Origin of the sequence: Sorangium sp. So ce296, assembly GCF_051529605.1 — a bacterium.
Lineage (GTDB): Bacteria > Myxococcota_A > Polyangia > Polyangiales > Polyangiaceae > Sorangium > Sorangium cellulosum_D.
This window is the reverse complement of sequence record NZ_CP150325.1, coordinates 9,667,376-9,688,971: the sequence shown is the minus strand read 5'-3', so window position 1 is coordinate 9,688,971 and position 21,596 is coordinate 9,667,376. Positions and strand designations below refer to the sequence as shown.

The 21,596-nt window shown below is 74.5% G+C and carries 9 protein-coding genes; 5 read left to right on the top strand and 4 right to left on the bottom strand.

Annotated features, from left to right (window positions below; all coding sequences use genetic code 11):
• Positions 1-49: 49 nt before the first annotated feature.
• A complete protein-coding gene (locus WME98_RS35930; RefSeq protein WP_437946141.1) occupies positions 50-976 on the bottom strand; it encodes a hypothetical protein in 927 nt (308 codons plus the stop codon).
• Between the two features lie 51 nt (positions 977-1,027).
• A complete protein-coding gene (locus WME98_RS35925) occupies positions 1,028-4,924 on the bottom strand; it encodes an RHS repeat-associated core domain-containing protein (protein WP_437946139.1) in 3,897 nt (1,298 codons plus the stop codon).
• A gap of 96 nt (positions 4,925-5,020) precedes the next feature.
• Here WME98_RS35925 and WME98_RS35920 point away from each other — a divergent pair, with 96 nt between their 5' ends.
• The 5 genes from WME98_RS35920 to WME98_RS35900 all read left to right on the top strand — a co-directional run bounded on the left by WME98_RS35920 (position 5,021) and on the right by WME98_RS35900 (position 19,341).
• Positions 5,021-5,920, top strand: coding sequence for a WGR domain-containing protein (locus WME98_RS35920; RefSeq protein ID WP_437946138.1), 900 nt, complete (start codon positions 5,021-5,023; stop codon positions 5,918-5,920).
• A 68-nt stretch (positions 5,921-5,988) separates the two neighbouring features.
• On the top strand, positions 5,989-8,820 hold the full coding sequence (locus WME98_RS35915) for a hypothetical protein (RefSeq protein WP_437946136.1): 2,832 nt from the start codon (positions 5,989-5,991) through the stop codon (positions 8,818-8,820).
• Positions 8,817-15,575: a HEAT repeat domain-containing protein gene (locus WME98_RS35910; RefSeq protein WP_437946135.1), complete on the top strand. Its 6,759-nt coding sequence runs from the start codon at positions 8,817-8,819 to the stop codon at positions 15,573-15,575. The genes WME98_RS35915 and WME98_RS35910 overlap by 4 nt, the downstream gene beginning before the upstream one ends.
• Entirely contained in the window at positions 15,572-17,464 is a 1,893-nt protein-coding gene (locus WME98_RS35905; protein ID WP_437946133.1) for an SWIM zinc finger family protein, read from the top strand. Before WME98_RS35910 ends, WME98_RS35905 begins: the two co-directional genes overlap by 4 nt.
• Positions 17,465-17,874: 410 nt before the next feature.
• Positions 17,875-19,341, top strand: coding sequence for a reverse transcriptase family protein (locus tag WME98_RS35900; RefSeq protein ID WP_437946132.1), 1,467 nt, complete (start codon positions 17,875-17,877; stop codon positions 19,339-19,341).
• A gap of 62 nt (positions 19,342-19,403) precedes the next feature.
• On the opposite strand, the gene WME98_RS35895 is transcribed toward WME98_RS35900, so the two are convergent.
• A complete protein-coding gene (locus WME98_RS35895; RefSeq protein ID WP_437946130.1) occupies positions 19,404-19,853 on the bottom strand; it encodes a hypothetical protein in 450 nt (149 codons plus the stop codon).
• Positions 19,854-20,190: 337 nt separating this feature from the next.
• Positions 20,191-21,369 (bottom strand): PAS domain-containing protein, encoded by a 1,179-nt coding sequence (locus WME98_RS35890; RefSeq protein WP_437946129.1) that lies wholly within the window; start codon positions 21,367-21,369, stop codon positions 20,191-20,193.
• Positions 21,370-21,596: the final 227 nt, after the last annotated feature.

Genomic DNA, 21,596 nt, shown 5'->3' with positions numbered 1-21,596 from the left:
TCCTGTCCGCCACGAGGCGGCCGTGCTCGTCGTAGGGACAGCGCGCTCATCAACGGCGCTTTCCTTTGCCGCCGCGCTTCGGCGCAGGCGATTGCGACGCGGAGGCCACGGCGGGGCTCCCCCGTCTGTCCTGCTCCCATGGCCACGGCTCGCCCACCCTCCGCGCCGCGATGCAAGGGGCCGTCGGCGGACCCCACACCGAGACCTCACGCACGTTGCCGTGACCGAGGCGTGACCGCGACGTCGCGAGCAGCGCCCCGGCAGGCGCGCGCGTCGGGGCCGGCCCGCTCCAGCGGACCTCGGCGCCTGCGGCGGAGAGCGCCAGGAACGCGTCCGCCGCGAGAGGTGCGCTCCGCGTGGCCAAGCGTGTGCCCGGGTGGTAGCCGGGGGTGTCGCGCTCGAAGAGGTGAGCCCCCTCGCCGCTCCACGTCCGGATGAAGGCTCCGCTCGCCGCCTCCGCGGCGTCGAGGCCAAGCCGCTGCGCGAGCCCCGGCATGCGCACCTCGGAGGCCACGAAATGGCGCTTCGCGTCGCCCTCGGCCGCCGCGTCCAGCTCGAGGGCGAGGATCTCCAGAAACTGCGCCAGTCGATCGTAAGCAGGGGCCGTCGGCACCTCCTCCATGGCGAGGTAGAGGGCTCCTTGCTCGTCGATGCACGTCGTCCAGCCTCGCGCTGGCGCCGGGGCACTCACAGGCAGCAGGGGGCGACCTTCTGCGTGCGGAAGCCCCTTGCGTGTCCAGCGAACGGAGCCGTCGAAGCGCGCGAGCCCTGCATAGACGCCCAGTCTCCACGCACCGTCGGGCAGGCCGTAGCCGCCAACGAGCGCTTCCGCCTCGAGCGCGACGTCATAGACCGGCAATCCGTGCCGCTCGAGCATGCCCCGCAGCGTCTCGGGGGCCACCGTCCATGCAGGATCGCTGCGGAAGCCTAGACGTGAAAACATCTGGATGGCCCGCGGAGAGAGCAGCTCGTACATGGCGTATCGATCGCACACAACTCAGGCGTTTGCCAGGTGCAGCAGGCGCCCTCAGAGCCCCATCTCCGCAGCCCAGCGTGGATCTGGAGGAGTAAATCGCACGCGGTCCCCTCCGTTCGGGCGACTCGCGCCACGCTGGACTGCCCGCGAGCGCGGCCCACCCCAGCGCGCCTGGAGGTTCTGGATGAGCTGGCTGCAGTTCGGACACGGAGCGCGAAGCTCGTCGCTGTTGCCGTCGTCGGTAGCTCGCATGCTCCGGATGTTGCGAAGGCAGCGACGGATCTGCGCAGCGTCACGTGGGTTGTCGGGATCGAGCGGGCGGCCTCCGTTGTTCCGCCGCTCCCATTCCCGGATGTAATTACTGAGCGCCACCGGCTCGGCGCAGGTCTCTGGCGGCCTCGCCCCCGCGGGGTACACGGTCTCGCCGTTCACAACGACGCTGGACGGCATTGCCTGCTCCACGATGGGGTGGATCCGAGGCGGGGACGTCCGACCCGTTTGGCTCAGCCCTTGCCGCGTGATCCCTGCGCCCTGGATCACGGAGCGCATCGGCGTAAGGCCGAGCGGATCAACGTTCCGCGCGGGTTCCCCACGAGCGTACTCGAAAGCATGCAGACCGCCCGCCAGGCCGACCGGGTCGGCGCTCACATAGAGCCCGACATCTGGATCGTAGAAGCGATGCCGGTTGTAAAACAACCCGGTTTCCTCGTCTTCGTACTGGCCTAGAAAGCGGAGCGGGGTCCACGCGGCGGCCCGCTCATGGCGAGCGACGCGACCCCACAGCGCGGGTCGCAGACGCGCGAGGACCGCGCCGTCGTTGCCGACGAGAAGCGTCGGAAAGTCCCCGGGCCCGAGCGCGTAATGGACCACCCTCCGCGTCGCAGGATCCCCACCCTCCATCTCTATATGCAGCAGCGGCTCGCCGCGGCTATCGTCGAGGACGTACCACCGCTCCACGACACGGCGACGCGAGCCGTCGCGGTGCTCGTCGGTGTACTCGCCGATCAGCTCATCCTCGCTCCAGATGAAGATGGTCTCGCGCACGCTCCCGTCCGGACGCCGGACCGTCTTGCGGAGACGCCGCGAGGAGGCATCGTAGAGGTTCTCCACATGGGCGCCGTCTTCCAGCTCGATGGCGCACAGCAGGCCCCGGGCTCCGTACGTGTAGCGCTCCCGTGTTCGATTACCCTCGCGGCGCTCGGATCGCCGCGCCTCGTCGTCGTAAAGGTAATTCGAATCTCCGCAGGATAGTATCTTGCCACCTTCTGCGTATGTGCGCAACCGCGCATTCGGTCCGCGTTCATGGAGACGCCCGCCAGGCGCGAACGCATACTCTTCCCGATGGCCGTCGCTCGACGCGAGGCCGACCACGCGTCCCATGGGATCGAGTTCGTACAGCGTACGCAACCCGCTGGAGTCCACGTGCTCATGGATGCTACCCGAGAGAGAGGGCACGAAGCCCTCGGTGAAGAGGAGCCCAGGCGCAAGCGGGCCGGTCCATGCCGGTCCGGAGACTGACGAAGCCCGATTGGAGACGACGTGACGCTCGAGCAAGGCGCCCAGCCCATCGTAGCGGCAGTGCAGCTGGCCACCATCGGGCAGTTCGCGCAGGATCTCGCGGCCGAGGCCGTCGAAGGCGCGAGCCACCATTGCACCATCGTCCAGCACGACTCGACGCACAAGACCCATCGCATCACGCTCGAGCCGCACCGCGGGACCGGCGGAAGTGCGCAAGCTGGAGCGACGCCCAGCCGCGTCATACGTCGACTCGACGACGATTCTGATACGGTCGTGCGCCTGCGTCTCGCGTACCAGTCCACCCCGAGCGTCGTAGACGAATTCGCAGACAGTCGCCTCTGTATCCATCCGCGCCAAGCGCCCGTTTGGATCGTACTCGAATGCGTCGAAGGACTCGTCCGCGTAAGTGCGGCGCGAGACGCGCCCGGACGGGTCGCGCTCAAAGCTCGTCCGCTCCCCTGCGCCATTCCGATAAGAGGCTAGCTGGCCCGTCGCATCAAGAACATACTCGTAGGTCCGCCCGTCGAACCGGCGCTCGCGGACCACCCGCCCGGCGATGTCACGCTCATAGCGGGCCACCTCGCCATCCGCGCCGACGACCTCGACGAGCTGTCCCTCACGGTCATAGCGAAAGCGCACCACCTCACCGGTCGGGAAGCGCAGCTCGTGAACGAGATCGTAACCCGCCCACGCAAATTCGTACGCCGCGCCGTCCGGGCTCCTGTATCGCGCGAGTCGGCCATCCGCATCGCGATCAAACCAGGCGGCCGCGCCGTTCGCGAGCTGAACCGTACACAGCTCCCCGCAAGCGTCATAATGATAACGTGTCTGGTATCCCTCTTCATCGAAGAGCCTCACAATGCGTCCGACATCGTCGTACTCGATTCGGCGTGCGCGCCCGTTCGGCTCGATCACCTCGACCAGGTTTGCCTCGGTATCATAAGTGAAGCGAGTCACTGCGCCGTCCGGCGTTTCAGCCGACGTACGCAAGCCGCGAGCGTTGTAGGTGCAGCTAAGGAGCATCCCCACTGCGTCTCGCGCGGCCAGCAGGTTGCCCGCTTCGTCGCGATCGTACTCGACCGCGAGGGCGAGGGCGTCTACCGTAGCGGACAGGATTCCCTTGCTGTCGTAGCGGTACTCGAAGCGGGCGCCGTCGGGCTCACTCAGCGCGATCACCCTTCCATCTGCATCGCGCTCAAACCGCGTCGGAGATCCGACCGGATCCTCGTACAAGAGAATGCGGCCTGCGGCGTCGCGCTTCAATGTTTCCACCCATTTACCTGCGACGCGCTCGAGACGCCCGTCCTCACTCAGATCAAATCGACGCCCCGCACGGGAGTCGTGCACCATAACGAAATCTGGCCCGTATTCGAGCCGACAGTGCAGCATGCCCTTCGCGGGTGTCACTCCGTTGGCCAGGAGCTCCGGGACGTCCGCGGCGAGCGCAGGATCGGGCGCGCCGCCGTAGTCGCACCAGGTCTCGACACAGCGCCCCTGCTGATCGTAAACGAAGTGAGCCGTCAGTCCGGATGGGTATCGCTGCTCGACCAGCCGGTGCTCCTCGTAGCGCATCTCGATCCGGCGCCCCTCGGCGTCTAACGCGGCGACGAGGTCACCCTTGCCATCGTACTCGTAACGTCGGTACCAGACTGTACGGCCGCGAGAGGTGCGCATCTCGAAGCGCGAGATGTGCCCGTCCGGGAAGCGTTGCACAGTGACGACGCGTCCAGCGCTGTCGATGATCCGCGCCAGCCGTCCTGCGTCGTACCGGAGCTCGATGCGATTGCGGGCATGGTCGGTGATGGCCACGAGACGATAGCGGCTCGCCGTCTCCGGTGTGGGAGCAAACAGGTAGACGAGATGCTCGACCGCCAGCACAATCCCCCTCGAGTCGCGGCGGAGGCTGGTCCCATCGAGAAGCGTGCTCGTCTCGCCGATGGCGGGCAGCGCGTGGCGCTCGTGCGCGCCGTGCGGCCTCCGGAGAACGAAAGTTTGGCGCCGAAGCTCAATCTCCCAATCAAGGGAGTGACTCCAGCCGTACCCGAGGCCACGATCGTCTGCATCGAACGAGGAGTAGGCCCTCTCGATCCCGAGCGCGAGCGGTCCGAGGAGCGCCATGTCGACTTGGGGGAGCGTGTAGACACGTCCCGTCGTCGGATCGACCGGATCGCCGGCATGTGTGCCAATTCCCCTGCCGTGCGCCGGATTCATGCAGCCGCCGCCGCTGCCAGGTCCGCAGGAGCGCGCGTCACGGCCGCCGCCGTTCGCGCTGGCGCCGCCATTCCTCCCGCCGGCCCGCTGCCGACCCGCGCCGCCGCCTCCGCCGCGGCCGGAGCCGCCGCCGCCGTCGCCTCCGCCTCCCATGATGAAGACACCCGGGTTCATGCCGGGGATGGCAGGAATGTTCGGAATCGGGGCTGTGCGGGCCATGAGTCCTCATCATGCGCAAGGATGAACGGAGATCAATTGCCGAAGTTCAATCACGGTCCAGGTGTGCCGCTACAGTTTCATGGTATCCTCGCCTCCATGCGCCGGTTCGAGTTCGTGCAGGGGACGAGCGCCAAGTTCTGGATGGCCGACGTGGACGACACGACGTTCGTCGTCGTCTACGGCCGGCTGGGCACCGCCGGGCAGCGCAAGGAGAAGGCGTTTCCCACCGCGGAGGCCGCGGCGCGCGAGTGCGACAAGAAGATCGCGGAGAAGCTCCGCGAGGGCTACCAGGAGGTCGCCGCACCCGCGGGCGGCGCGCCCGCCGGCAGCGCCCCGGCGCCGAGCGGCGACAAGGCCGCCCCGCCGCCGGCGAAGCTCGATCTGCCGCCGCGCGTGCGGCCCGGCGAGGCCACCGAGGCGCAGCGGAGGGCCGCCGTCCACGCGCTCTCCGCGCTCGCGGCCGCGCGCGGCCGGCGCAGCTGGGCCCTCGGGCGCGCCGTCCGCCGCGCCCGCCGCGCGCTCGAGCCGCTCGGCGGGGTCGACCCCGCGACCGACGCGGCGCTGTCGGCCGCCGTGGACGCGCTCATGGCCCGCGTCGTCGCGCCGAGCGCGGCCGATCGGCTGCCGCTCGTCCGCGCGATCGAGCTGCTCTCGGAGCTCGACGCCGCCGCCTTCGCGCGCGCCGTGCGCGACACCTGGAAGGCGCCGCCCGCGACCTCGCCGGCCGCCGGCGCGCTCGCCGTCCTCGGGCGCCAGCTCGAGGAGCTCGGCGACCCGGAGCTCGGCCTCCGGCTCGGCGCGCTGCTCGTCGACCGGCCGCACCACGGCTCGATGAGCGCCGAGGTAGGCTGGGCGCTCCGCTGGAAGGCGCTCTCGCCCTACCTCGAGGCGCACCTCGCCCAGCGCGGGCGAAAGCTCGTGGAGTACCTCGCGGGCCTCGACGCGGGCAGCGACCCGCACGTCGCGCGGCGCATCGCCCGGATGCGCGCCGCGTGAGTCGACTCCGCTTGACCTGATCCCCAGGGCTCGCGATTCTCTCAGGCCATCCCGCCGCGGGAGGCGCCTTGGCGAGCTCACCGAACCCGATCGACATCGCGAACGTCAAGCAGCTCGCCGCGAGCGGCTCGCCCGCCCTGGCCGAGATCCTCGAGGCCTACCTCGAGCAGCCGGATCCCGCGCCGGAGGCGCCGCCCCGCGAGGGCGCGCTCACCTTCGCGGCGTTCCTGCAGCTGCTCTCGGTCGCGCAGGGCAGGAGCACCCCCGAGCAGCGGCGCGAGCAGGCGACCGACGCGTGGCGGCGCTTCCTCGCGCAGGTCGACGCCGCGCCGCCGCCGCGGCTCGAGCTCGCCGATCTGCTCGTCCGCATCTACGAGGAGGGCACCGACGCCGGGCGCAGCGCGCTCTGCGACGTCGCGAAGAGCGCGCCGCTCGTCTTCGGCGCGTGGGGCGGGCTCAAGCGCATCTACAAGCTGGCCGAGGCGCGCCTCGACGCGGAGCTCTTCGGCGCCCTCGCCTACCGCTTCGACGCCGAGCTCTCGCGCGGCGGGCGGCGCGAGGTCTCCCGCGGCACCCTGATCTACATGCGCCGCCGCGCGTGGCGCTTCCTGCGCGAGCTCGGCCGGAGCACGCCCGAGCTCTACCCGCAGTTCGCGGTCGAGGTCCTCCGCCACTACACGCCTGACACGGCCTTCCGCGACCTCTGGGTCGCGAACCACATCTGGGCGCACGGCGCGGGCAAGTACGACGGGCGCTCGTTCCACGGCGGCGTCCCGCCGAGCGACATGGTGAAGCACCGCGCCTTCGGCGAGGCGTGGAGGCGATCGCCCGATCCGCTGATGCTCCTGCTCTCGACCTGCCAGGCCGATCCCCCGGCGCGGTTCGCGATCCAGGGGCTCAAGAAGGATTTCGCCGACGCGCTGCGGAGCGCCGCCACGCCCGCGTGGCTCGCGCGCCTCGCGACCCGGCCGCTCGCGAGCGCGCACGACTTCCTCATCGAGACGCTGCTCGGCTCGCCGGAGCTCCACCAGAGCAAGCTGCGGAGCCTCGGGCTGCACGACGCCGCGCTCGCGCTGCTCGGCTCGCCGAGCCCCAAGGCGCGCGCGTTCGCGATCGAGTACGCCCGCGCGCACGCGGCGGATCTCGACCCGGAGCGGCTCGCCGCGCTGCTCGCCTCCGAGCACAAGGAGACGCGCGCGTTCGCGGCGTCGGCGCTCCAGGGCAGGAGCCCGCGCGCGCTCGGCTTCGCGTTCCTCGGGCGGCTGCTCGAGCACGGCGAGACCGAGGCCTGGGCCGGCAAGGCGCTCGGCGAGAGCTTCGACCGCGCCGAGCTGCCCGAGCCGTTCCTCGTCGACATGATCTACGGCGAGGGCGCGCAGAAGCGGTGGGCCGCCGCCTACCTCAAGGCGAAGTACCGGCCAGGGGAGCTCGGGCCGGCCTTCTGGATCCGCGTGCTCGACGACCCGCGCCACGAGGACGACGATCGCGCGACGGAGATCGCGCTCGACGCGCTCGGCAAGCACCCGGTCGCGGCGATCGGGACGCCGTGGCTGCTCGGCGCGCTCACGCGCAAGCGCATCGGGCGCGCCGTCGCGGCCTGGCTGGAGAAGGCCGACGCCCTGCCCGACCTGACCGCCGAGGGCGTGGAGCGCCTGAAGGGGCTCGTCTTCAGCGCCGAGACGCGCGCGGTCGCGCTCTCGGTGCTCGGCAACCCGAAGATCGTGACCGCGCGGCAGCTCACCCTGCCCTGGCTGCTCGCGCTCGCGCGGCGCGCCGACCCCACGCTGAACGGCTTCGCGCGCCGGTACCTCCTCGCGCACATGAAGCCGCAGGACTTCGACGCGGGGCAGGACGCGGGCGGCCGCGGCGACCGCGAGGCGGGCACCGCGCGGCTGTTCGCGCTCGCGCTCGGCGAGAAGGAGCCCGAGCCGATGCGCGCGTTCGCGCAGACCTACCTGCGGTGCCACCACCCGACGCTCGGGCCCGAGCAGGGCGAGGCCAAGGAGCTCGATCTGAAGCCGGCGCTGAAGCGCTCGGCCTTCACCGCCGAGCGGATCTGGCCCGCGCTCTCCGACAAGCGGGACGACGTCCGGCGCTTCGCCGCGCTGATCACCCGCGCGGAGCTGCGGGCGTGGGGCTACCAGACCCGCGTCTACGAGCTCGCCCACAGCGACGCGAAGGAGGTGCGCAACATCGCCTTCGACGCGCTCCGCAAGGCCGGCGATCCGTCGGCCGATCCGGCGCTGACGCTCACGCTCGACGAGCTCGATCCGGCGCAGGTCTTCGCGCTCACGGAGAGCCTGAAGAAGAGCGCGCGCGAGCTCGGCCTGTCGCTCATCCTGAAGCACTACGCGCGCCTCGGCGGCCCGGAGCGCCTCGGCTGGCTGATGCAGAGCGCCGACCGCGAGGTGCGCCTCTTCGCGGTGCGGGTGCTCTGGGAGAAGCACCGGCCGCGCGATCTGCCGCCGGGCTGGCAGCCGCGCCCCGCGCCCGGGGACGCGCGCGGGAAGGAAAAGGAAGAGGGGCCGCGCCCGGCGGCGGAAGCGCCAGAGGACGCGGGCCGGTTCGCGGACGTCGAGGCGCTCCGGGCCTTCCTGCGGTACGTGCTCTCCGGCATCCCCGCGGGGCGCTCGCCGGAGCCGGGTGACGACGCGGGCCCGCGGCGGCGCCTCTCCGCGAGCGAGGCCAAGCGGCACGTGATCGAGGTCGTGCGCGATCTCGCGGTCGAGGACGCGGCGTTCGCGGCGCTCGTCGCCCCGGTCATCGCCGAGTTCACCGGGTCGATCGCGAAGGGCGAGTGGCAGGCCTGCCTGGCGGCGCTGATGCGGCTCCGGCGCGCGCACCCGGGGCTCGAGATCGAGGGGCTCGCCGCGCCGAGCGCCGGACAGGAGCGCGCATGAGCCACACGATCGGCCACTACGAGAAGGTCCGCGCGCTCGCCGCCGGCCCGCGGCTCCTCGCCGTCGGCGGGGTGCGCGCGCCGGCGCCGGGCGGGACGTCGCCCGCGCGATCGTCCGCCGGCGCGAGCCAGGTGACGCTGTTCGATCACGCGGCGAACAAGCCGGTGCGCTCGATCGACGTGCCGGCGCACGTGCTCGGCCTCGCGTTCGCGGGCGACCTGCTCGCCATGGCGTGCTCCGACGGCGCGCTGCGCCTCGTCGCGGGCGGCGCGGCCGAGGCGCAGGCGCTAGAGGCGCACCCGGGCGGCGTCACCGCGGTCGCGGCGGCGCCGGGCGGCGCGCGCCTCGCGACCGTCGGCGCCGACGGCGCGCTGCGCGTCTTCCGCCTCGGCGGGGGCGACGGGTCCGCTGCCCCGCAGCCCGGGGCCGCGGCCGAGGTCGCGGCGTTCGCGCTCTCGGCGGCGCCGCTCCGCGCCGTCGCCTTCGACCCCGCCGGCGAGCTCGTCGCGGCCGCGGGCGACGACGGCGTCGTCCGCGTGATCACCCTGTCGACCGGCGCCCGCCGCGACATGCCCGGCCACGACGGGCCGGTCGCGGCGCTCGCGTTCACGCCGCGCGACGGGCGGCTCGCGTCGGGCGGCGACGACGGCACCGTGCGGCTCTGGTACCTCGTCGGCGACGTCGAGTGCGAGGTGCGCGGCGCGGACGGGACCGGGCACGCGGGCGGGGTCCGCGCGCTGCTGTGCCTGCCCACCCCGCCGCCGCAGGACGACGGCAAGGAGGCCGGCGATCGCCTGGTGTCCGCGGGCGCGGACGGCGCGATCCGCGTCCACCGCCTCGAGGACCGGCGCAAGCCGCGCACGCTGGAGACGAGCGCGCTGCCGCTCCACGCGCTCGCGCTCGCGCCCGCCGAGGGCGCCGCCGCGCGCAAGGGGTCGCGCGCGTCCGGCCGCGGTACGGCGGACGCGAAGGACGGGCTCGGCGCCGTCTTCGCCGCGGGAGACCGGCGCACGGTGTGGCGCTTCCCGATCGACGCGGCGGGCGCGCTCGCCGACGGCGCCGCGGAGCTCGCGCACGGCTTCGACGCCCTCGCCCAGGCGCTCTCCGGGGCGCGGCCGGCCCGCGAGGCCGCCGTCAAGACGCTCGCGGCGCTCGACGAGCCCGAGGCGCTCGAGGCCGCGGCGCGCGCGCTCCGGTCCGACCGCGACGCCGAGGTGCGCGCGCTCGCCGCCCGCGAGCTCGGGGCGCGCGGGCGCCGCGGCGCGCGCGCGAAGCTCCGCGAGGCGCTCGACGACGAGCACGCGGCCGTCCGCCTGGCCGCGCTGGAGGCGCTCCGCGCGATCGACCGCGACGCGCCGCTCACCCCGCTCCGCGCGGGGCTCGAGGCGCGCGCCGCGGACGTCCAGCGCCGGGCGCTCGTCGAGCTCGGCAAGCTCCACGGCAGCTCGCCGCTCATCCCGGGGCTCATCGCCGACAAGCTCGCCGCCCGCGACGCGTCGGTCCGGCTCACGGCGCTCGACCAGCTGGAGAAGCTCCACCCGGGCGGCCCGGAGCCGCTCCGCGCCGCGTTCGAGCGCGGCCCGGCCGACCTCCGGGTCGAGGCGCTCATCCGGGCCGCCCTCCAGGGCTGGCTCTCGGCCCCGGCGTTCGCGCCGATCGCGGCGCGCGCGCTCGACGACGAGGACGCCGAGGTGCGCCGCATCGCGTTCGCGGCGAAGGTGATCGAGCGGCGGGCGCTCGCCCACGCGCTCGAGGCGCGCGACGAGGACCTCGGCCGCGCCGCGCTCGACATCGCCCGGCGCGCGGCCGAGGTGCTGCGGCGCGCCCGCGACGGCGAGGGCGAGCCGCCCGCGCCGGACCCGAAGGCCAAGCCGAAGGCGCCCGACGACGCGGACCTGAAGGCCGCGCGCGCCCGGATCCCCGGCGTGGGGAGCCCGGGCGAAGGGCCCGCGGAGCCCGACCTCGAGCCGCTGCTCACCGCGATGGCGTGCCGCACGCCGGACACGGCGGTGCGCGGCGCGCGCGGGCTCGCGCAGCTCGGCGACACGCGCGCCCTCGGCGCGCTGCTGCAGCTCACGCGCGAGCAGGACCCGTCGCTGCGCCGGCAAGCGGCGACCGCGCTCGCCGAGCTCCGGGACACGCGCGCCGAGAAGCGGCTCGTCTGGATGCTCGACGACGCGGACGGCGCGGTGCGCGCCGCGGCGCTCGACGCGTACGCGCGGCTCGAGCCGTCGGCCCCGCTCGCCGTGGCCGAGGCGTCGCTCCGCTCGTCGCAGGAGGACATCCGCGTCCGCGGGCTCGACCGGCTGGTGGCGATCGCCGGCGAGGGCAAGGGGCCGAGGCCCCCGGAGGCCGAGGCGCTGCTCGCCGACGCGATCGAGGACGAGTCGCCCAAGGTCCGCCGCGAGGCGTTCCGGACGCTCTGGTCGTGGCACGCCGCGGATCCGCAGACGGCGCTCGACCGCGCCCAGCGCGCGCGCTTCCCCGACCTGCGCCTGCGCGCCGTCGAGGAGCTCAAGGCGCACGGCGAGCAGCCGTGGGCCGCCGAGCGGCTCAAGGCGGCGATCGGCGACCGCGACGACGCGGTGGCCCAGGCCGCGTACGAGGCGGTCGTCAAGCTGCGCGGCAAGGACGCCGCGGAGCCGCACCTCGCCGCGATGGCGTCGATCCACCCGTCGGTCCGCGAGAGCGGCGCCCGCGGGGCCGCGCGCGCGCCGGTGAGCGACGCCGTCCGCAGCGCCCTCGTCCGGCTGCTCGAGGACGACCACGCGGGGCCGCGCACCGCCGCGATCGAGGCGCTCGACAAGCTCCTGCCCGGCGAGGCGGGGCCGCTCCACATCGGCCTCCAGTCGAGCCACCTCGACCTCCGGGTGCGCGCGGCCGAGCTCTGCGCCGCGCGGCGCGACGAGCAGCTGATAAGCCCCATGCGGGCGCTCCTCGCCGACAAATCGCTGTTCAAGGAGCTCCCGATCCAGATCCTCGGCCCGCTCCGCGCCCGCGCCGCGACCACGCTGGCGACGCTCGGCGCGCCGCGGCTCGTCAAGTACTTCGCCACCGAGCTGCTCAAGGACGACTACCCCGACGTGCGCGAGCAGGCGGCGCGCGGGCTCGCCATGGCCGCCCGCCGCGGCGAGGAGGGCTACCTGCTCGACGCCATGGGCCACGCCGACGTCGCGGTGCGCTCGTGGGCCGCCGACGGGCTGGCGCGGCTCGGCGACGTGCGGGCGCTGCCGGTGCTCACGGGCACGCTGCGCCACGAGCACCCGCCCATCCGCGTCGCGACGATCATGTCGTTCGCGGCGCTCGGGCCCGAGGGCTACGGCGGGATGCTGCAGGGCCTCGAGGACAGCTCGCGCGAGGTCCAGGAGCTCGTCTTCGCGATCGTGCTCGCGCGCGACCTCCGGGCCTTCCGCCGCGGCGATCCGCCGGATCTCCTGACGAGCGCGCTCTCGTCGCAGCGCTCCGACGTGCGCTTCGCCGCGGCGCGCGCGCTGGAGCTGCGCACCGATCTGGAGGCGTACCTCGCCCACCTCATCGAGGTGCTGATGCCCCCGCGCCCCGACCCCGCGGCGCAGCCGGACCGGGATCGCGACGGCGCCGCCGAGGGCGAGAAGCCCGCCGGCATGAAGGACTGGCCGCCCGAGGTCGCGCGCGGCCGCATCCTCGTCGGGCTCGCCGAGGCGCTCGCCAGCGACAACCCGGAGCAGCGGTACGCGGCCGCGCAGGTGCTCCGCATCCGCCGCAAGCCGGTCGAGTACTTCCGCGAGGCGAAGCGCGTGGCCGCGCTGCGCCCGGCGGGCGCGCCCATCGCGGCGGACACGACCCCGCGCGCCGCGGAGGAGACCGACACGCGGCCCGCGAAGGGGTGGCTGCGCCGCCTGTTCGCGCAGCTCGCGCAGCCCGGGCAGAAGCAGGGCGACCGGCCGGCCGGCGACGCGGTCCCGGAGGGCGAGCAGCGCCGGCTCCGCTGGCTCGCGTTCGGCGCGTACATGGGGCTGCTCCGGCAGGTCTCGCCGGGCGACGACGAGGCGCACCGCACCCGCCGCGACGCCATCGATCGCATCGTCGACGTCTGCCAGAAGGGCTACGTCAGCCGCACGGCGGCGATCCCGCCGCTCGTCCGGGCGCTCGACGACCCGCACCACCTCGTCCGCAAGGCGGCGTTCGCCGGGCTCAAGGCGCTCTTCCCGGAGGGGGCCGGCGAGCCGCTCGCGCTCGGGCTCGCGTCGGCGTCGGCCGACGTGGCGCGGACCGCGCTCGACGAGATCGCGGCGCGCGGCGACGGCGCCCGGCCCGAGATCGCGCGCGCGCTGAGCTCGCCGCTCCCCGACGTGCGCCGCTACGCCTTCGAGCTCCTCGAGCGGCTCTGCCCGAAGGGCAGCCTCGAGCCGCTGCTCGCCGCGCTCGGCAGCGAGCACGCCGACCTGCGCCTCGGCGTGCTCGAGCGGCTCGCGTCGTCGAGCGATCCGCGCATCGTGCCGGCCCTGTGCCGCGCGATGGAGAGCGACCACGACGATCTCCGCCTGCGCGCGGCGGAGCTCCTCGCCCGCCGCCGCGACGACCGCGCGGTCGACGTGCTCGCGGCGTTCCTGCGCGAGGGCGCGGCGCCGCCGGCGAGCACGACGCTCGCCCGCGCGCGCGAGGCGCTCGTCGCGCTCGCGAGCGGCGCCGCGGTGCGCGCCCTCGCGGCGCGCATGGACGAGGCCGCCGCGCCGGCGGACCGCGCCGCGCTGGCGCGCGCGCTCGGGAGCGCCCGCAACCCGGAGGCGATCCCCGCCCTCGCGGCGCGCTTCGAGGACGAGGCCTCCGAGGTCCGGGGCGCCGCGTTCAAGGCGTGCCTCGAGATCGTCGACCGCGGGCGCGAGCGCGACAAGCGCGACGCGGCGCGCGCGGTCGCGTTCCTCGCCGCCGCCGCGCGCGCGAAGGACCCGGCGCTCCGCCTCGCCGCGGCGCGCGAGCTCGATCTCGGCGACGACCCCGCGCAGAACGACCTCCTCGTCCCGCTCTTCTCGGACCGCGACCTCCCCACGCGCGTCGCGGCGGTCACGTCGTACGCGAAGCGCGTGAAGGACAAGGGCGCGCCCACCGGCCCGCTCGAGGCGGTGCTGCGCGCCGGCGCGCGCGAGCTCGTGCTGCCGGCCGCCGAGGGGGTGGCCGCGCGGGGCCTCGCGCCGGCGCTGCTGCCGCTCATGCTCGTCGTGCGCGCGGGCGAGCCCGGCGAGCGGGAGCGGGCGCTGCTCGCGCTCGGCACGCTCGGCGACGCCCGCGCGCTGGACGAGCTCGAGGCGGTGGCCGCCGGCGGCACCAAGGAGTCGCCGGTCGAACTGACCATGCAGGCCGCCGCCACCGAGGCGCTCGGCCGCATCGCCCCGAAGCTCGAGGGCGCCGAGCTCCGCCGGCGCGCCTCTGAGCGCGTCGAGCAGGCGCTCCACGCCGACGCCGTCGACCTGCGCGAGTCGGCGGCGCGGGGCGTGCGCTGGATCGGCGGCGAGCGCGCCCGCGTGCTCCTGGAGGAGCTCGCGCGGGCCGGCGACACGCCCGACCGGCTCCGCCTCGTCGCGGTGAACGAGCTCGGCGAGCTCGGCGACCGCGCGGCCGAGCCCACCCTCGCGCGCGCGCTCGACGCGCGGAGCGCCGAGGTCCGCAAGGCCGCGCGCAAGGCGCTGGAGAAGCTCTTCCCGGGCGAGCGGACGCGCGTCGAGCTCCTCGCGGTCGCGAGCGAGCACGACGACATCGCGAGCCCGGCGGCGAGCTACCTCGCCGCGGAGGCCGACCCGGCCGAGCTCCTGCCCCGGCTCGCGGCGCTCAAGGACGAGGAGCTCCGGCGGCGCCTCGCCATGGGCCTGCTCCGCCGCGGGTCGCTGCCGGCGGCCGCGCTCCGCGCCATGCTCGAGGACGACCGCGCCCCGGCGCGGCAGGAGGCCGCGCGGCTCATCGCCGCCGGCGCCGTGGACGGCGGTCGAGAGGCCCTCGCCGCGGCCGTCGCCGCCGCGGCGCGGCGCACCGCGGAGCGCTGGTCGGCCGCGCACGGCGACGCGCGCGACGCCGAGGCCGCGGCGTGGCGCGAGCTGCTCTGGGCCGGCGCGCGCGCCGGCGCGACCGCGATGGCGCCCGCGCTCTCGGCGCTCCTCGCGGACGGCGCCGCCCCCGGCGAGGTCCGCCGCGAGGCCGCGCGCGCGCTCGCCGCGCTCGCGACCGCCGCGGGCGGCGCGCCTCCCGCGGGCGCCGCGGACGCCCTCGCGGCGGCCCTCGTGGACATGGACGCCGGCGTCCGCGCCTCCGCGGCGGCGGCGCTCGCCGCGCTCGCGCCGGACGGCGCGGCCGCGCGCGCGGCGGCGGCGCGGCCGTTCGATCCGGTCGCCTTCGGCCCGACGGCGCGCGCCGCCCCGCCCGCGGCGCTCTCGGCGCTCGCCGCGAGCGAGCCGGGCCGGCGCCTCGCGCTGCCGGCGATGCTCGCGCGCGGAGACGCCGCCGCGCTCGCCCCGCTGGTCGCGCTCGCCAGGGGCGAGGGCGGCGACGCCGCGGCCCGCCTCGACGCGATCGCGGCGCTCGGCCGCGCCGGCGGCGAGCGCGCGCTCGAGGCGCTGGCCGCGCTCGCGTTCGACAAGGCGGCGGCGCCCGACGCCGCCGTCCGCAAGGCCGCGTACCGGGCGTACCGCCGCGCGCAGCGCAGCGCCGCGAACGAGCGCGCGCGGCGGGCTTCGACCACGCGCGCGCCCGCCGAGCCCGGGCCCCCCGACGGAGTCAACGCATGACCGCAGCCCTCGCCCGTCCGATCCACCTCCGGTACGCCGCGCCGAGCGAGCTCGCCGCCGCCCCGCTCCAGTCGAGCGTGCGCCTCTCCCTCGACAGCGCCCGCGGCCCGGTCGGCGTGCGCGGCACCGTCCGCGACGCGGCGCTCTTCCGCGACGCGATGGTCACGCTGGCGACGCTCCTGGAGAGCGACCTCCGGTACAAGGGCCGCGATCGCACCGCGTACCTCGCCTACCTGATGAAGCAGGGCAAGAAGGCGACCGCGGCGATCTGGGAGGCGCAGAAGGCGTACCTGGAGGGCGCCCTCGGCGGCGGCGCGGCGGGCCAGGGCGACGGCTCCCCCGGCGCGCGCAAGCCCGCCGGCGCGCTCGATCCGGTGCTCACGGTGCACCCGGACGAGGTCGCGATCGAGGTCTTCTCGCGCGACGAGAGCGCCTACGCCCGGCTCGCCTTCGCGAGCGATCTCTTCGAGGGCCGCGAGGCGGCCCACGGCACCGCGTTCGTCGATCTCTCGCCGCGCATCGTCGAGCAGATCGATCGCCTGCGCGTCTACACGAAGGTGGAGCTCGACGCCGGCGCGTCCCGCGCCCCGGGCGGCGCCGCGCCGGCCGCGCCGCCGGCGCCGATCGAGCGCTCGCTCGAGGTCCCGGCCACGTGGCTGCGCGGCTTCCTCCAGGTGCAGTCGGCGGCGACGCTCCCCGCGGTCTCGTGCGAGCTCGCCCCGATCGACCTCTACAACGCCCTCTTCGTGCTCCGCACGCGCAAGGCGAAGAAGCCGCCCCGCGGCCTGCGCTTCGAGCTCGTCCCCGGCAAGCCGCCGCGCCTCATCCTCGAGCCGTGGGAGATCCTCCTCGAGGGCCACGGCCCGCCGTACGAGGGCCCGCCGCGCGTGGTCCGGACCTTCGGCCGGCAGCGGCTGCTCGCGCTCTCGCGCCTCCTGCCGTACGTGCGGAGCGCCCGCGCCGAGCTCCGGGGCCCCGGGCTGCCGGTCTTCTGGGTGCTCGATCTCGGCCGCGCGACGCTGACCGTCGCGCTCACGGGCTGGACCGACGCGAGCTGGGCCAGCGCCGCCTCGTTCGACGCCCTGATGCCCCGCGACGGGGAGCGCGGCGGCGGCGCGCTCGACGCGCTCGCCGGCAGGCAGCTCGCCCTGCTCCGCGAGCGCGGGCCGCTCCCGCTCGCGGCGCTCGCGGCCGGCGCGAGCGCCGAGGACGCCCGCGCGGCGCTCCAGCTCGAGTGCCTGCGCGGCCGCGTGCTCTACGACGTCGCGCGCCGCGTCTACCGCCCGCGCGAGCTCTTCGCCGAGCCGGTCGACGAGCGCGAGATCCGCTACAGCTCGCCCCGCGAGGCCGCCGCCCACCGCCTGCTCGCCGCCCCGGGCGCGGTGCGGCCGACCAAGGTGCACGAGGTCGCCGGCGAGGGCACGGAGATCCACGGCGAGGTCGCGGACCGGGAGGCGCACCGCGGCTTCTCTCCCCGGTTCACGGTGGATCTCGAGGGCCGCGTCTCGGACGCGTGGTGCAGCTGCCCCACGTTCCGCCGGAGCGGCCTCCGGGAGGGGCCGTGCGAGCACATGATCGCGCTGCGCGTCGCCTACGCCCGCGAGCGCGCCGCGCGGGACGCCCAGCGAAAGACGGCCGAGGGGCGGGCGCTCATCCGCGCCGAGACGCGCACCTACGTGCGCCGCGAGGCCTCGGGCGCGGAGGTGGTCTACCGTGTCTCGCTGGACGACCGCGTCGTGCACCTGTCGTGGGGCGCGCGCGGCAAGGAGGACCCTCGCCATCAGCGCATTTGGTTTGACACGGACGGCGAAGCGCGCGACGCGTATTTCAAGCGCCTGGATGCGTTGACGTCGTCGGGGTTCGTCGACGCCGAGGCGTCGACGGCGTGACGAGGGGAAGGAGGTCTCAGCAAACGTCAGCCAACGTCAGATTGTGTCGTGTTGCCAGGAGAGGTTCTGAACGCACCAGCCTCCGCGCCTCGAGCGCAGGAGCGGCGTCGCGCCGCTCTGGAGGAACCGCCAGTCACTCTCCGCAAGGTAGCCTGTTCTTGGTTCTCTTCGGCTAGACCAGCGCTACGGCGCCGGGAGAGCTGAGACAACCTCGCAACCGCCGTTTCTCCCGGCGCCGTAGCGCTGGTCTAGCCGGAGAACCGGTGAGGCTACCGTGCCCCATGGGTAGAAGGTGATGCGCTCGGGGCCTCTCTTGGCGACATGAACCCGCGATCGGCGAAGGGCGCCGAGCTCGACCGCCGGCCGCCGGCCGCTTCCATCGTGCTGTACAGCCGCGCTTTCACCGAGACATGACCGCGAAGATCGACGCGACCGTCCCCGCCCGAGCCCCCGTCGTTCTCCCCCTCGCGACGCCGCCCGCCCCGTTCGCGGCGGCGCGCGGCAGCGCCGAGGAGCGCCGCCTCGCCCACGAGGAGCGCGTCGCCCGCTGGAAGGCGATCGCCGAGGCGGGCGGGATCGACGCGTGGGTGAGCGCGGAGCTCGCCGCGCGCGGCGCCGTCGCGACCGGCGATCCCAAGGCGATGTCGGACCGGGAGCGCGCCCAGTGGAAGGAGCGCAAGAAGGTCGAGGCCCGGGAGCGCCGCGCGCTGCGCCGCCTCGCCTGGGAGGCGTACCTCGCCACGCACATCAACCACCTCGGCGCCGGCGTGCACTTCCGCGATCGCGAGGGGCCGGACGCCTTCGACGTCCCGGGCCTCGCCGAGCGCGCGCGCTCGCGCGGCCTCCCCGACCTGCCCTCCGCGGGCGAGCTCGCGAGCGCGCTCGGGCTGACGATCCCGCGGCTCCGCTGGCTCGCGTACCACCGCGAGGTCGACGCCGGCACGCATTACCGGCGCTGGCTGATCCCGAAGCGCGACGGCAGCGCGCGCGCCATCTCGTCCCCGAAGCGGGAGCTCAAGCGCGCGCAGCGCTGGGCGCTCCGCAATCTGTTCGAGAAGCTCCCGGTCCACGCCGCGGCGCACGGCTTCCTCGCGAGCCGCTCCATCGTCACGAACGCGGCCGCGCACGCCGGCGCCGACACGATCGTCAAGATCGATATCAAGGACTTCTTCCCGACGATCACGTGGCGTCGCGTGCGCGGCCTGCTCCGCAAGGCGGGGGTCGCCGAGGGTCCGGCGACGCTCGTCGCGCTGCTCGCGACGGAGGCGCCGCGCGAGGTCGTGCAGTTCCGTGGGCAGACGCTCTACGTGGCGACCGGCCCGCGCGTGCTCCCGCAGGGCGCGCCCACCTCTCCTGCGATCACGAACGCGATCTGCCTGCGGCTCGATCGGCGTGTGTCCGGGCTCGCGCGCAAGCTGGGGTTCCGCTACACGCGGTATGCGGACGATCTCACCTTCTCCTTCCGCGCGCCCGAGCCGTCCGGGGTCGCCGGCGCCGCGCGGCCGCGCGCGCCGGTGGGCGCGCTGCTCCGGGGCGTCCGGGAGATCTTGAGCGCGGAGGGCTTCCGGCTGCACCCGGGCAAGACCGTGGTGATGCGCAAGGGCAGCCGCCAGAAGGTGACGGGCCTCGTCGTCAACGGCGCGGGCGAGGCGGCCCCCGCGGCGCGGGTCCCGCGCGAGCGGGTGCGCGCGCTGCGCGCGGCGATCCGCAACCGGGAGCTGGGGAGGCCCGGGAAGGGGGAGACGCTCGCGCAGCTCAGGGGGCTCGCGGCGTTCGTGTACATGACCGATCCGGTGCGGGGGCGCGCGTTCCTCGGGCGCATCGAGGCGCTCGAGCGGAATCCGCCGGCGCCGGCCGATGGGGAATCCGGGCGGTAGGCGGGCCAGGCGGCCTGTTCAGAGCGCCGCGCGGGCGAACGCCAGAGCAGGCAGCGAGAGGGTTACTGTCGCTCCATCCTGAGCAGCGTGACGTCCCCCGCGTCCCTGGCGATCGCTGTCCCCCGCTGCCCCTGCGCCGTCAGCACCCAGTCGAAGACGCTGACGCCGCCGGACGAGTCGACCGTGGTGAAGGTGCCCGTGCCGTCCTGGTCCAGCGTCCATGTACCGGTAAAGGTATCGGAGAAGTACGCCCCCTCGAGATTCCCCGATTCCGTGGCGGTGAGCGTCCCATTGCGGTGGAATGTAATGGTCCCATTCGCCACGAAATTGCCCTGCCCGACGATGATGCCGGAGGCGTCCCAGCCGAAGCGGCCCTGAAAACCGCCGCCCCTGCGCTCGGACGCCGCAGGCTCGTTCGCGTGCGCGATCCCGGCGCCGCGTTGCTCCACGTCGAGGAAGCACGCGCCAGTCAGCAGACCAACGATCGCCAGCCTTACCAACGACTTTTTCATGTTGCACCTCCACTCTCGGCTTTCGCGGAGCGGGTATGTTCGAGATGGTCCGATGAGGGGCACAGGCCCCCTCGATCCGAGCGCTTGCGTCTTCGCGCCTGCGGCGTGCCCAGATGGGTCATGACCCGAGGGACGCCGCGAGCATCGAGCACCCAAGTCTCGGTATCTGATCGAGGCTACGGGCTAGCGGGCTCAGCTGTCAACCCTGAGCGTACGATCGGGGCGATTCCGCCCGAATGTAGGAGCCCGAACCAATCTGCGCGACTGGATGGTCCCCGCGGGCTCGCCAGAAGGAGCTCCCAAAGCCGATGGGACGCGCCGCGCCGGCCTCGCGGGCTCAGCTCCTGGTCGAGAAGAGGCGGATCGCGTCCTTCGGGGTGCGCATCGTGACCATGCTCGAGAGATCGATGCCCAGCGAGGTCATCGTCTGCGCGACCGCGGGCTGGATCCCCGTGATCGCGGCGCGCGCGCCGAGCAGGGCTATCGCGCGGACGATTCCGACGAGGCGGTCGGCGGTGCGCGTGTCCATCGCCTCGAGCGCCGAGAGATCGATCACGACGCTGCGCACGTGCCGCGTCGCGATGGCGTCGAGCAGGCGCTCGGTGAGCATGGCCGTCCGCTCTTCATCCATGGCGCCGATGAGCGGCACGCCGACGATGCCGTCGGCGACCTCCAGGATCGGCGCGGAGAGCGCCAGGATTTGCCGGTGCTGCGCCTGGATGACGGCGAGCCTCCGGTCGAGCTCGGCGGCGAGCGCCGATTTCTCGTCCGCCTCGCGCCGGGCCGCCGCGGCCATTGTCTGCAGCTCGCGCGCCGAGCGCTGGAGCGCCTCCTGGGCGCGCTGGCGCTCGGTGACATCCACGCTGAAGCAGGCGACCTGCACCTCGCCGCTCCTGCGGACGATCGGCTTCTTGACGGTCTCGTACCAGTGCACCTCGCCGTTCGGCCGCGTCTCCTTCTCCTCGATGACCGCCGGCTGCCGTGTGTCGATGACCTGCCGGTCGACGCTGGCGAACCCTGCCGCCTCCTCGGCGCTCGAGGTGAGCTCGTGCTGGGACGCGTGGACGACCTGCTCCGGGGTCATGCCGTAGCAGTCCGCGAGCGCGCTGTTCGCCATGACGTAGCGGCTGCGCCGGTCCTTGATGAACATGAGGCTGGGCGCGAGGTCGATGAAGCTGCGCAGGAGCTCCACCTCCTCGGCGAGCTCCTCCTCGCGGCGGCGCGGCGCCGCCGCGCCCTGCGCGCGCGCGTGCACGAAGACGAGCGGCTCTCCCTCGGCCCGCGCGCAGCGCAGGAAGGTCCAGCGCTGCGGGCCCGATCCGTCCCCCGCCCCCGCGTCGATCTCCATCCGGCGCTGCGCCCCTCCGAGCACCGCGCGCGCCGCCTCCTCCGCCTGCGGCGCGAGGACCGGCGCCGCCCCGAAGGCGTCGCGCCAAGCCGCGTTGACCTCTCGCAGCCGCAGGGTCGCGTCGAGCACCGCGAGCGGCTCAGGAAAAGCGTCCAAGTCTGCGCGCATGCGCACCTCCGTGGCGGCCGGTGCGACGCTGCAGACGCACCGTGTCGGGAGCGACGACGATGCCTGTACGGCGCGCGGTTGTCTACGGCGTCCGCCGGTGAGATGTCGTGAGCACAGGCACCGTCCCGGGCGCTTTATCCATTCACGCTGGGAGCTTGTTCGTCCGCTCCGCAACGAGGGTGTCCGGGTCGCTCTCCAGCTGTGAAGCGGGGCTCGGACCTGAATGC

Excerpts from the sequence above, each read along its gene's own strand:
- WME98_RS35930 (WP_437946141.1), bottom strand. The coding sequence starts at position 976 with ATGTACGAGCTGCTCTCTCCGCGGGCCATCCAGATGTTTTCACGTCTA.
- WME98_RS35925 (WP_437946139.1), bottom strand. The coding sequence starts at position 4,924 with ATGGCCCGCACAGCCCCGATTCCGAACATTCCTGCCATCCCCGGCATG.
- WME98_RS35920 (WP_437946138.1), top strand. The coding sequence starts at position 5,021 with ATGCGCCGGTTCGAGTTCGTGCAGGGGACGAGCGCCAAGTTCTGGATG.
- WME98_RS35910 (WP_437946135.1), top strand. The coding sequence starts at position 8,817 with ATGAGCCACACGATCGGCCACTACGAGAAGGTCCGCGCGCTCGCCGCC.
- WME98_RS35905 (WP_437946133.1), top strand. The coding sequence starts at position 15,572 with ATGACCGCAGCCCTCGCCCGTCCGATCCACCTCCGGTACGCCGCGCCG.
- WME98_RS35900 (WP_437946132.1), top strand. The coding sequence starts at position 17,875 with ATGACCGCGAAGATCGACGCGACCGTCCCCGCCCGAGCCCCCGTCGTT.
- WME98_RS35895 (WP_437946130.1), bottom strand. The coding sequence starts at position 19,853 with ATGAAAAAGTCGTTGGTAAGGCTGGCGATCGTTGGTCTGCTGACTGGC.
- WME98_RS35890 (WP_437946129.1), bottom strand. The coding sequence starts at position 21,369 with ATGCGCGCAGACTTGGACGCTTTTCCTGAGCCGCTCGCGGTGCTCGAC.